The sequence below is a fragment of the Burkholderia sp. AU28863 genome, from assembly GCF_002223195.1.
GTDB lineage: Bacteria > Pseudomonadota > Gammaproteobacteria > Burkholderiales > Burkholderiaceae > Burkholderia > Burkholderia sola.
This window is the reverse complement of sequence record NZ_NKFE01000004.1, coordinates 260,769-272,716: the sequence shown is the minus strand read 5'-3', so window position 1 is coordinate 272,716 and position 11,948 is coordinate 260,769. Positions and strand designations below refer to the sequence as shown.

The window sequence follows — 11,948 nt, the reverse complement described above, 5'->3', positions numbered from 1 at the left end:
CTAGGCCAAAGACGCGGGGGCTCACACCCGCGTGTTTTTCCTACTCCCGGCGCGCCTAAGGGGGGTCATATTCATACCGACATGCAGGGGACCGACAGTGCGGTGCCAACTCTGAAAAATCGGTGGGGGGTGCGCGGCAAGGGGGTCATACGCGTGGGGCACGGGTCTATCTTGCCGCCGCGATCGGAATGATTTCCGCCCCGGCTTTGAGCTTGTCGAGGTAGTCCGCCCACTGTTGCATCATCGAGCGTCGTGCCTTGATGAACTTTGTTCGGTTGTACGCCCGCCCAAGGCTGTCAGGGACCATATGCGCTAGTTGGTGCTCGATCACTTCCGGCTTTTCCTCCAGCTCTTCATGCAGGATCGTCCGTGCCATTGCCCGGAAGCCGTGACCGGTAATCTCGGTGCGAGTGTCGTAGCCGAGCCGACGAAGGGCTGCATTGATAGCGGCCTCGCTCATCGGCCGATTTCGGTCGCGAGCACCGGGGAACACGTAGACGCCTTCGCCAGTCAGGGCGTGAAGCTCGCGCAAAATCGTGACAGCCTGCGCGGCCAGCGGAACAAGGTGATCCGTTTTCGTTTTGTTGACGAAATAGCGCCATTCGCCTTTGTCGAGGTCGAATTGCGCCCATTCTGCTTTCCGCAACTCGCCCGGCCTAACGAACAGCATGGGGGCTAGCTTGAGCGCACAGAGAACCGGGAACGTGCCCGTGAAGCCGTCGAACGCGCGAAGCATCTCGCCCACTTTCTCCGGCTCAGTGATTGAGGCAAAGTGTGTTGTCTGGGCGGGCGGGATTGCATCTACCAGATCGCGGGCCGGATCGGCCTTGCAGTGCCCCTCTTTGATGCCATAGCGGAATACCCGGCTAATCTCGCTGCGGATGCGATGGGCGGTAAATCTGGCTCCACGCCCGTCTACGCGCTTCAGCACGACCAGTATCTCCGGGGCGTCGATTTCAGCGATAGGGCGCTTGCCGAGCCATGGGAATACATCGTTCTCCATGCGGGCGAGCGTCTTGGCATGCTGCGCTGGCTCCACGGTCGTCTTGCGCTCGTCCATCCAGCCGCGAGCGACAACCTCAAACGAATGGGCGGCTGCGAGCAGGCTGGCTCTTTTTTCCGCCTTCTTCGCTTCACCCGGATCGATGCCGGCAGCGAGCTTTTCACGGGCTTCGTCGCGCTTCTTCCGTGCGGTCGCCAATGTAACTTCCGGGTAGACGCCGAGCGAGTAGCGCTTTTCCTTGCCCCCAAATCGGTATTTGAGGCGCCACCACTTGCCCCCGCTCGGGGCGATTTCCAGATAGAGGCCGCCTCCGTCGAACAGGCGCACGGGCTTGTCGGCAGGCTTGGCGTTCCGGATGGCTGTATCGGTTAATGGCACGGGGGCAACTCCTGACAGGTAAGGCAATTTCAGATGGGTTGCCCCCAATGTTGCCCCCGCTTGCCCCCGGCTGTCTACGCACCACACGGCACTTTGCCGGAATGAAAAAACCCGCGAAGCCTTGTGCTGTCGCGGGTTTTGGGACTTCCGGGAATTTCCCGGAACTACGTCATGGTGCCCAGGGCCGGAATCGAACCGGCACGCCTTGCGGCGGGGGATTTTGAGTCCCCTGCGTCTACCAATTTCACCACCTGGGCTTGATCCTGGCCGCGCATACGGTGGTGCGCGGCGAAACGTGGATTATGGCGGAAAACGGGGCACCGGGCAAGCAGCCCGATGCCCGGCATGCAAGTCACTGGCTCAGATAGACGAACCGGCCCTGCTTCACGACCCCCATCACGCTCGCGCGCTGGTCGAGCCCCACGTGATCCTTGTCACTCGTATTGACGACGCCGTTCGGCACGACGAGCTCGTGCGCGCGTTCGAGTTCGCGCCGCAGCGCCGCGCGGAAGGCCGGCGTGCCGGGCTGCGCGGCCTTCAGCGCGCGGCCGACCGCATCGGCCAGGCGCGGATACACGCCCGCCGCGTCGCCCGCGAACTGCGTGACCGTGCCGGCGCCGTACTTCGCGTCGTACGCATCGACGAACGCGAGCGCGGCCTGGCGGGCCGGGTGGTCGGCCGGCAGCGTGCGCGCGACGACCACCGGCTGGGTCGGGAACAGCGTCCCGTCGACGTCCTTGCCGCCGAGCTTGATGAATTCCGGCGTCGCGATCCCGTGCGTCTGGTAGATCGCGCCCTTGTAGCCGCGCTCGATCAGCGTGCGCTGCGGCAGCACGGCCGGCGTGCCGGCGCCCGCAACCAGGATCGCGTCGGGTTTCGCCGCGATCAGTTTCAGCGCCTGGCCGGTGACGCTCGCGTCGGTGCGGTTGAAGCGCTCGGTCGCGATCACGCGGATCTTGCGCAGGTCCGCGAAGCGCGTGAATTCGTTGAGCCAGCTGTCGCCGTAGCTGTCCGCGAAGCCGATGAAGCCGACCGTCTTCACGCCGTGGTTGGCCATGTAGCGCGTCATCACGTCGGCCATCGCGCGGTCGCTCTGCGCCATCTTGAACGCCCAGGTCCGCGCGCCTTCCTGCGGCTCGACGATCGAGCCCGAGCCGACCAGCGTGATCATCGGCGTCTGTGCGGCGGCCACCGCGTCGAGCGCCGCGAGCGCGGCCGGCGTGATGTTCGGGCCGACCACGACGTCGACGTGATCCTCGTCGACCAGCTTGCGGATATTGCGCACCGCGGCGCCCGGGTCGGACGCGTCGTCGAGCACCGTGACCTGCACGGGCTGCCCGGCGATCGTCTTCGGCCACATCAGGATCGCGTTCTTGCTCGTGATGCCGATCGCGGCGGCCGGGCCGGTCGACGACAGGTCGACGCCGACCTTCAGGTCGGCCTGCGCAGCCGCGCAGGTCAGCACGAGGGCGACGCCGGCGGCGCGGCGCAACGAGGCGGGCAGCCGTGGCAGGGCGGGAAGCGTCATGCGGGAATCTCCGTCGGGCAACAAAACGGGGCGCGACAGGCGCCCCTGTGTTCATTTATACCTGTCCGTCAAAGCTCATACGATTCGGCTTCGCCCTTGAGCGCCTGCTCGATCAGCTTGCGGTTCAGCGTCGGCGACAGCAGTTCGACGAGCGTATACACATAGCTGCGCAGGTAGGCGCCCTGCTTGAGCGCGACACGCGTCACGTTGCTGCCGAACAGGTGGCCGACCGGGATCAGCCGCAGGCCGCGATCGCGCTCGGGATTGAACGCGATGTCGGCCATGATGCCGACGCCGAGGCCGAGTTCGACATAGGTCTTGATCACGTCGGCGTCGATCGCCTCGAGCACGATGTCCGGCGACAGCCCGCGCAGCGCGAACGCATGATTGATCTTCTTGCGGCCGGCGAACGCGTCGTCGTACGTGATCAGCGGGTATTGGGCGAGATCGTCCAGCGTGACCGGCTTGCGTTCGAGCAGCGGATGGTCGGCCGGCACGACGGCCGCGTGATGCCACTGGAAGCAGGGCAGCGACACGAGCTCCTTGTAGTCGGAGATCGCTTCGGTCGCGATCGCGAGATCGGCCTGGTCGTGGATCACCATCTCGGCCACCTGCGTCGGGCTGCCTTGCAGGATCGACAGGTGCACTTTCGGGAAGCGCTTCTTGAACTCGGCGATCGCGGCCGGCAACGAGTAGCGAGCCTGCGTGTGGGTTGCCGCGATGGTCAGGTTGCCCTGGTCCTGCGCCGCGTAATCTTTTCCGACCCTTTTAAGGCTTTCCACTTCCTGAAGAATCCGCTCGACCGACGCGAGGATGATCCGGCCCGGCTCGGTGAGCGAGCGCACCCGCTTGCCGTGCCGCGTGAAGATCTCGACGCCCAGCTCGTCCTCGAGCTCGATGATCGCCTTCGACACCCCCGGTTGCGACGTGTAGAGCGCCTTGGCGGCCTCGGTGAGGTTGAAATTCTGCCGGACGGCCTCGCGCACGAAGCGAAATTGGTGCAGGTTCATTTATAACCCTTCCGCATATCAACAGAATTTTTTAGTCGTTTGAAATATAAGGGGAGTTTATTACGATTCACCGGAGTTTTTCAAATATGGATATCTGTTTTCGTCATTAGCAATCCAGCCGGCCTCGGTTGGCGACGATGACGACGGAACGGAGATTCGGGCGCGACGTGGCTAGGACGTCGCGCGGTCACCACGAAAACCCTGGGGTCCCCGAATGTATCAGTACGACCAATACGACCAGACGATCGTCGACGAGCGTGTCGCGCAGTACCGCGATCAGGTGCGCCGCCGGCTGTCGGGCGAGTTGAGCGAAGACGAATTCCGTCCGCTGCGTCTGCAGAACGGCCTGTACATGCAGCGCCACGCGTACATGCACCGCATCGCGATTCCGTACGGCAACCTGCGCAGCGACCAGCTCCGGATGCTGGCCCGCATCGCCCGCGAACACGACCGCGGCTACGGCCACTTCTCGACGCGCTCGAACATCCAGTTCAACTGGATCGAGCTCGAAGACACGCCCGAGATCCTCGCGAAGCTCGCGTCGGTGCAGATGCACGGGATCCAGACGTCGGGCAACTGCATCCGCAACATCACGGCCGATCAGTTCGCCGGCGTCGCGCAGGACGAAGAGATCGATCCGCGCCCGTGGGCCGAGGTCCTGCGCCAGTGGTCGACGTTCCATCCCGAATTCGCGTGGCTGCCGCGCAAGTTCAAGATCGCGGTGTCGGGTTCGAAGCATGATCGCGCGGCCGTGCAGATCCACGACCTCGGCGTGTACCTGAAGAAGAACGCGCAGGGCGAGGTGGTCGCGAGCATCCTCGCGGGCGGCGGCCTCGGCCGTACGCCGATCATCGGTGCGGTGATCAAGGAAGACCTGCCGTGGCAGCACCTGCTCACGTACTGCGAAGCCGTGCTGCGCGTGTACAACCGCTACGGCCGCCGCGACAACCTGTACAAGGCGCGGATCAAGATCCTCGTGAAGGCGCTGTCGCCGGCGAAGTTCGCGCAGCAGGTCGAGGAAGAGTGGCAGCACCTGAAGGACGGTCCGTCGACGCTCACGCAGGCCGAAATCGACCGCGTGTCGCAGTATTTCCAGCCGCCCGTCTACGAGAAGCTGGCCGACACCGATGCGTCGTTCGAACAGCACCTGCTGGAGAACAAGGCGTTCGCGCGCTGGGTCGAGCGTAACGTCGCGCCGCACAAGGTGCCGGGTTATGCGGCCGTCACGCTGTCGCTGAAGGACCACCGCGTGGCCCCGGGCGACGCGACCGACGCGCAGATGGATCTGGTCGCGGACTGGGCCGACGCATACTCGTTCGGCGAGCTGCGCGTGTCGCACGAGCAGAACCTGATTCTCGCGAACGTGAAGAAGCGCGACCTGTTCGCGCTGTGGGAAAAGGCGAAGGCGGCCGGTTTCGCGACGCCGAACGTGGGCCTCCTGACCGACATCATCGCATGCCCGGGCGGCGACTTCTGCTCGCTCGCGAACGCGAAGTCGATCCCGATCGCGCTGGCGATCCAGCAGCGTTTCGACGATCTCGACTACGTGTACGACCTCGGCGAACTGTCGCTGAACATTTCCGGTTGCATGAACTCGTGCGGTCACCACCACGTCGGCAACATCGGCATCCTCGGCGTCGACAAGGACGGCGCCGAGTGGTACCAGGTGTCGCTCGGCGGCGAGCAGGGCACGGGCCGCAACGGCGCGCGCCTCGGCCGCGTGATCGGGCCGTCGTTCTCGGCGGAAGAAGTGCCCGACGTGATCGCGAAGCTGATCGATACGTTCGTCGAGGCACGCCTCGACGGCGAGCGCTTCGTCGACACGTACGACCGCATCGGCATCGCACCGTTCAAGGAGCGCGTGTATGCGGCACGCCAGGCAGTGAACGCGTAACCAACCGGGTAGAGGGAATTTGCAGATGGCTTCGATTATCAAGAACCGCGCAGTGATCGACGACGCATGGCAGGTCGTGCGCGCGTCGGAAGACGGTGCGCTGCCCGCGGTCGACGCATTGCCGGCCGGCAAGGTGCTCGTGCCGTTCGCGTGGTGGCAGGCCGAGCGCGCGGCGCTCGTCGCCGCGAAGACGAAGGACGAACTCGGCGTGTGGCTCGCGCCGGACAGCGAACCGGCCGATCTCGTGGCCGATTTCGGCGCGATTTCGCTGATCGCCGTGGATTTCCCGCGCTTCGCGGACGGCCGCGGCTACAGCATCGCGCGCCTGCTGCGCGAGCGCCATGGCTGGACCGGCGAGCTGCGCGCGATCGGCGACGTGCTGCGCGACCAGTTGCTGTACATGTCGCGTTGCGGCTTCGACGCCTTCGCGGTGCGTGCCGACAAGGACATCCACGACGCGCTGAATGCGTTCACGGAATTCACGCAGCGTTACCAGGGCGCGTTCGACGAACCGGCGCCGCTGTTCCGCCGCCGCGCGGCTGCGGATGCGAAGGTGAGCGCATGAGCGCCGCCATCGCGCTGACGCCGGAACTTGCCGCGAAGGTCGAGCGCCTCGATGCGCTGCTCGCGCAGATCGGCGAGCGTCACGACAAGGTGAAATTCGCGAGCAGCCTCGCCGCGGAAGACATGCTGCTCACGCACGCGATCCTGTCGAAGGGCGTGTCGATCGGCATCTTCTCGCTGAACACCGGCCGCCTGCACGCGGAAACGCTCGGCATGATTGACCGCGTGCGCGAGCGCTACGGCTACGAGATCGAGCAGTTCCATCCGCGGCAGGATGCGGTCGACCAGTATGTGGCCGAGCACGGCCTGAATGCGTTCTACGAGAGCGTCGAGCTGCGCAAGTCGTGCTGCCACATCCGCAAGGTCGAGCCGCTGAACCGCGCGCTGGCCGACGTCGGTGCATGGGTCACGGGCCAGCGCCGCGAGCAGTCGGTGACGCGTGCGGAGCTTCACGAGGAAGAACGGGACGAAGCGCGCGGGATCGCGAAGTACAACCCGCTCGCCGACTGGACGGAAGCCGACGTGTGGGCGTACCTCAAGGCGTTCGACGTGCCGGTCAACCCGCTGCATGCGCGCGGCTATCCGAGCATCGGCTGCGAGCCGTGCACGCGTGCGATCCGTCCGGGCGAGGACAGCCGCGCGGGCCGCTGGTGGTGGGAGTCGCGCGACACGAAGGAATGCGGGCTGCACATCACGATCACGCCGATTCCCGCGGACGCCGAAGCCGGCGCCGCGCACTGAAAGCCGACAAGAAACTGAATATTGCGCCGCCTGCGACAGCGGGCGGCACGAACCCAGAAGAGAAGGACTGAAATCATGAGCACGACGCTCGAGCAATCCGCCTTTGCCCCGCCCACCGGCGCCGACAGCCGCATGGGCCACCTCGACTGGCTCGAAGCCGAGTCGATCCACATCCTGCGCGAACTGGTTGCCGAATGCAGCAAGCCGGCGCTGTTGTTCTCGGGCGGCAAGGATTCGGTCGTCGTGCTGCATCTCGCGCTGAAGGCGTTCGGCCTTGGCGCGAACCGCAAGACGACGCTGCCGTTCCCGCTCGTGCATATCGACACGGGCCACAACTACGAGGAAGTGATCGACTTCCGCGATCGCCGTGCGCAAGAGCTGGGCGCGGAGCTGGTGGTCGGCCACGTCGAGGATTCGATCAAGCGCGGCACGGTCGTGCTGCGCCGCGAAACCGATTCGCGCAACGCCGCGCAGGCCGTCACGCTGCTGGAAACGATCGAGCAGCACGGTTACACGGCGCTGATCGGCGGCGCGCGCCGCGACGAAGAGAAGGCGCGTGCGAAGGAGCGGATCTTCTCGTTCCGCGACGAATTCGGCCAGTGGGACCCGAAGGCGCAACGTCCGGAACTGTGGAGCCTGTACAACGCCCGCCTGCACAAGGGCGAGCATCTGCGCGTGTTCCCGATCTCGAACTGGACCGAGCTCGACGTGTGGCAGTACATCGCGCGCGAGAACCTCGAACTGCCGTCGATCTACTACGCGCACCAGCGCGAGATCGTGCGCCGCAACGGGCTGCTCGTGCCGGTCACGCCGCTCACGCCGATGCGTGACGGCGAGACGAGCGAGCTCGCGCAGGTGCGCTTCCGCACGGTCGGCGACATCAGCTGCACGTGCCCGGTCGAGAGCGACGCGGACGACGTCGAGAAGATCATCGCCGAGACGGCGGTGACCGAGATCACCGAGCGCGGCGCGACCCGGATGGACGACCAGGCATCCGAAGCCGCGATGGAACAGCGCAAGAAGCAAGGTTATTTCTGAAGCACACGAGGACATTCACATCATGAGCATCATCGAGAACACCGAAGACCTCGGCGTGTTGCGTTTCATCACCGCAGGCAGCGTCGACGACGGCAAGAGCACGCTGATCGGCCGCCTGCTGTACGACAGCAAGGCCGTGCTGTCCGACCAGCTGTCCGCGCTGTCGCGCGCGAAGAACAAGCGCACGGTCGGCGACGAGCTCGATCTCGCGCTGCTGACCGACGGACTGGAAGCCGAGCGCGAGCAAGGCATCACGATCGACGTCGCGTACCGCTACTTCGCGACCGCGAAGCGCAAGTTCATCATCGCCGACACGCCGGGCCACGAGCAGTACACGCGCAACATGGTGACGGGCGCGTCGACCGCGCACGCGGCGATCGTGCTGATCGACGCGACGCGCATCACGGTCGAGAACGGCGTCGTGCAACTGCTGCCGCAGACCAAGCGCCACAGCGCGATCGTCAAGCTGCTGGGGCTGCAGCACGTGATCGTCGCGATCAACAAGATGGACCTCGTCGACTACAGCGAGGCGCGCTTCAACGAGATCCGCGACGCGTACGTCGCGCTCGCGAAGCAGCTCGGCCTGGCCGACGTGCGCTTCGTGCCGGTGTCGGCGCTCAAGGGCGACAACATCGTCGGCGCGAGCGAGCGCATGCCGTGGTACGCGGGCGAGCCGCTGCTCGACGTGCTCGAGTCGCTGCCGGTCGAGACGCAGGCGCATGACGCGCTGCGCTTCCCGGTGCAGTGGGTCGCGCGCCAGGACGGCAGCTCGGCCGACGATTTCCGCGGCTACATGGGCCGGATCGAGTCGGGCGAAGTGAAGGTGGGCGACGCGATCGTCGTGCTGCCGTCGAACCGCACCGCGACCGTCGCCGAGATCGTCGCGCCGGTGCCGGGCGGCACCGCGTCGGTCGCGCACGCGTTCGCGGGCCAGACGGTGACGATCCGTCTCGAAGAGGACGTCGACGTGTCGCGCGGCGACATGTTCGTCACGACGGCCGAGCCGGTCGAGCCGGCCAGGAAGCTCGAGGCCGACCTGTGCTGGTTCGACGACGCGCCGCTGTCGCAGCAGCGCAAGTACCTGCTGAAGCAGACCACCAGCACGGTGTTCGCGAAGATCGGCGCGGTGAAGCAGGTGCTCGACGTGCATACGCTGTCGCACGCGACCGACCGTCAGGAACTGAAGATGAACGACATCGGCCGCGTGGCGCTGACGCTGCAGAAGCCGATCGTCTGCGACACCTACGATGCGCACCCCGGTACGGGCGCGTTCGTGCTGATCGACGAGGCGACGCATCACACGGTCGCCGCGGGCATGATCCGCGCGTTCTCGGCGTAATCGTCAATCTGCGCGGCGGCGAACCGGCCGCCGCGGCAGGACCCTAGCGAAGCGACAAACATGGGCAAGGTATATCTGATCGGAGCAGGGCCGGGCGCCGCGGACCTCATCACGGTGCGCGGCATGCGGCTGCTCGAGCAGGCCGACGTCGTGCTGCACGACGCGCTCGTCGAGCCGGCGATGCTCGACTATGCGCCGAACGCGCGCAAGATCGCGGTCGGCAAGCGTTGCGGACAGCGCTCGACCGCGCAGCATTTCATCAACAAGCAGATCGTCGATGCGGCGCGCGAGCATGCATGCGTCGTTCGGCTGAAGGGTGGCGATCCGATGCTGTTCGGCCGCGCGGAAGAGGAAATGCGCGCGCTGGAAGCGGCCGGCATCGACTACGAGGTCGTGCCGGGCATCACCGCGGCGCTGGCCGGCGCGGCAACGCTGAAGCGTTCGCTCACGTTACGCGGCGTGTCGCGCAGCGTGGCCTTTGCGACGCACAGCCGCGCGCCGGGCAGCGACGAGATCCGCGAAGCTGCGCGCGCCGATTCGATCGTCTACTACATGGGCCGCGACAGCGCGCCCGGCATCGCGCAGGAACTGATCGACGCGGGCCGTGCGCCGGCGACGCCGGTGGCGATCGTCGAGGCCTGCAGCACCGCGCGCGAACGCACGCTGACGCTGACGCTGGCGCAGATGGCGGCCGGCGACGCGCAGGCTTGGCTCGATCCCGCGGAACCGAGCCTGCTGATGATCGGCGATGCCTTCGCCGAGCGCGCACGGCAAGCGCAGGCGAGTGCGCCGGTGCGCCATGCCGCCTGAGCGCGGCTCGAACGCGGTCCGAAACGAAAAAAGCGCCGGCAGATGCCGGCGCTTTTTCTTTGGGTGCGGCGAACGCGTGGGCGGCTACGCGGCGCCGCCGAGCTGGTCGATGCAATAGCGCGCGACCGCGTCGAGCACGCCGTCGTCTTCGCCGACGGCCGTCGCGCAGCGGATTTCGACGCCCGGATGCGCGGCGCGGCATGCATCGACGAGCTGCGGCAGGTCGCGGCGCACGTGGCCGCCCTGGCCGAAGAACACGGGCACCACGGTGATGCGCGCGCAGCCGGCCGCGACTTGCGCGGCCACGGCCTCACCGAGCGACGGCGTCATCAGTTCGAGGAACGCGAGTGACACCTGCGCGGCCGGGGAGGCGTCGCGCAGCCGCGCGGCGAGCCGCTCGAACGGCTCGGCCCAGCGCGGGTCGCGGGCGCCGTGGCCGAACAGGACGATACCGTGCGAATGCATGTCGAAGCCTCCATCGCGACGCGGCGCTCAGTGCCGGTCGACCCACTTGAGCGCGAACAGGCCGAGCGCGAGATAGATGAGGCCCGGCGTCGCGGCGGTGAGCGGCGCGGGCCACGTGTTCAGCGTGCCGATGTGCGAGAACAGCGTGTTGAGCAGCTGGAAGCTCATGCCGAGCATGATGCCGCCGAACACCTTCACGCCGACCACGCCGGCCCGCGTGTGCAGATACGCGAACGGCAGCGACAGCACGAGCATCACGAACACGGCGAACGGATACAGCAGCTTGCGCCACAGCGCGATGTCGTAGCGCTGCGTGTCCTGCTGGTTCTCGCGCAAGTGCTGGATGTAGCGGAACAGGTTGACGATCGACATGCGCTCCGGCGACACGAGCAGCACCGACAGGATCTGCGGCGTCAGGTCGGACCGCAACCGGTATTCGGGCAGCGACACTTGCTGCGACCGGTACACGGGATTCAGCGCGTCGGCCGGCTGGCCGCTGATCGGCTTGATCGGCGTCAGCTCCGTTTCGGTGACGCCCGTCAGCAGCCAGTGGCCGGGCGGCTCGTAGCGGCCGGTTTGCGCGATCCGCACGTTCTGCAGCTGGAATTTCGAGTCGAATTCGTAGATGCGCACGTTGCTGATCGTCGAGTCGGGCGACAGGCTGCCGACGTTGACGAAGCGCGTGACCTGCTCGCCGTTCTCGCGGGCCGCGAGCGTGTCCTTCACCCACACGCCCGACTGGAAGTTCGACGACACCGATGCGCCGAGCGCCTGCAGCCGCACGCGTTCGGACAACTGATCGGCGTACGGGCCGACGAATTCGCCGATCAGGTAGGTGACGATCACGAGCGGCACGCCGATCTTCAGCAGCGAGCGCAGCGCCTGGTTGGTCGCGAGGCCCGACACGCGGAAGATCGTGAATTCCGAGTTCGCGGCCATCTGCGCGAACACGTAGATCGCGCTGATCAGCGCGGCGACCGGGATGATCTCGTAGAAGCGCGACGGCGTCTGCAGCGCGACGCGCAGGACCGCGTAGCCGAACTTGTAGTTGCCGTGCCCGACCGAATTCAGTTCGCTGATCAGGTCGAAGAAGAAGAACAGACCGGAGAACGCGAACAGGATGAAGATGAACGTGACGTAGATCTGCCGCGCGAAGTACTTTTCATAGAGCCGCATCG

At 66.1% G+C, this 11,948-nt stretch carries 11 protein-coding genes and 1 tRNA gene; 6 read left to right on the top strand and 6 right to left on the bottom strand.

The window, feature by feature from the left end:
- Window positions 1-166 precede the first annotated feature (166 nt).
- The 4 genes from CFB81_RS12760 to CFB81_RS12745 all read right to left on the bottom strand — a co-directional run bounded on the left by CFB81_RS12760 (window position 167) and on the right by CFB81_RS12745 (window position 3,919).
- Window positions 167-1,381 (bottom strand): integrase arm-type DNA-binding domain-containing protein, encoded by a 1,215-nt coding sequence (locus CFB81_RS12760; RefSeq protein WP_089435488.1) that lies wholly within the window; start codon window positions 1,379-1,381, stop codon window positions 167-169.
- A gap of 172 nt (window positions 1,382-1,553) precedes the next feature.
- Window positions 1,554-1,638, bottom strand: a tRNA-Leu gene (locus CFB81_RS12755).
- A gap of 95 nt (window positions 1,639-1,733) precedes the next feature.
- Window positions 1,734-2,909, bottom strand: coding sequence for an ABC transporter substrate-binding protein (locus CFB81_RS12750; protein ID WP_069620399.1), 1,176 nt, complete (start codon window positions 2,907-2,909; stop codon window positions 1,734-1,736).
- Between the two features lie 68 nt (window positions 2,910-2,977).
- A complete protein-coding gene (locus CFB81_RS12745; RefSeq protein WP_006478072.1) occupies window positions 2,978-3,919 on the bottom strand; it encodes a CysB family HTH-type transcriptional regulator in 942 nt (313 codons plus the stop codon).
- A 214-nt stretch (window positions 3,920-4,133) separates the two neighbouring features.
- Between CFB81_RS12745 and CFB81_RS12740 the strand changes: the two genes are divergently transcribed.
- The 6 genes from CFB81_RS12740 (at window position 4,134) to cobA (ending at window position 10,305) form a co-directional block, all read left to right on the top strand.
- Window positions 4,134-5,813, top strand: a complete 1,680-nt coding sequence (locus CFB81_RS12740; RefSeq protein WP_069620398.1) for a nitrite/sulfite reductase — start codon at window positions 4,134-4,136, stop codon at window positions 5,811-5,813.
- A 25-nt stretch (window positions 5,814-5,838) separates the two neighbouring features.
- Complete coding sequence (locus CFB81_RS12735; RefSeq protein WP_069620397.1) at window positions 5,839-6,378, top strand: DUF934 domain-containing protein; 540 nt, start codon at window positions 5,839-5,841, stop codon at window positions 6,376-6,378.
- The gene (locus CFB81_RS12730; protein WP_089435487.1) at window positions 6,375-7,118 is read left to right on the top strand and encodes a phosphoadenylyl-sulfate reductase; all 744 of its coding nucleotides are present in this window, start codon (window positions 6,375-6,377) and stop codon (window positions 7,116-7,118) included. The genes CFB81_RS12735 and CFB81_RS12730 overlap by 4 nt, the downstream gene beginning before the upstream one ends.
- A gap of 75 nt (window positions 7,119-7,193) precedes the next feature.
- On the top strand, window positions 7,194-8,156 hold the full coding sequence (gene cysD, locus CFB81_RS12725; protein ID WP_006478076.1) for a sulfate adenylyltransferase subunit CysD: 963 nt from the start codon (window positions 7,194-7,196) through the stop codon (window positions 8,154-8,156).
- 22 nt (window positions 8,157-8,178) lie between these two features.
- Window positions 8,179-9,495 carry a sulfate adenylyltransferase subunit 1 gene (locus CFB81_RS12720; protein WP_069620395.1) on the top strand — a complete coding sequence of 439 codons (1,317 nt, stop codon included), beginning with the start codon at window positions 8,179-8,181 and terminating at the stop codon, window positions 9,493-9,495.
- Window positions 9,496-9,555: 60 nt separating this feature from the next.
- Complete coding sequence (gene cobA, locus CFB81_RS12715; protein ID WP_069620394.1) at window positions 9,556-10,305, top strand: uroporphyrinogen-III C-methyltransferase; 750 nt, start codon at window positions 9,556-9,558, stop codon at window positions 10,303-10,305.
- An 84-nt stretch (window positions 10,306-10,389) separates the two neighbouring features.
- On the opposite strand, the gene CFB81_RS12710 is transcribed toward cobA, so the two are convergent.
- On the bottom strand, window positions 10,390-10,770 hold the full coding sequence (locus CFB81_RS12710; protein ID WP_089435486.1) for a sirohydrochlorin chelatase: 381 nt from the start codon (window positions 10,768-10,770) through the stop codon (window positions 10,390-10,392).
- 27 nt (window positions 10,771-10,797) lie between these two features.
- Window positions 10,798-11,946, bottom strand: a complete 1,149-nt coding sequence (gene lptG, locus CFB81_RS12705; protein ID WP_089435485.1) for an LPS export ABC transporter permease LptG — start codon at window positions 11,944-11,946, stop codon at window positions 10,798-10,800.
- Window positions 11,947-11,948: the final 2 nt, after the last annotated feature.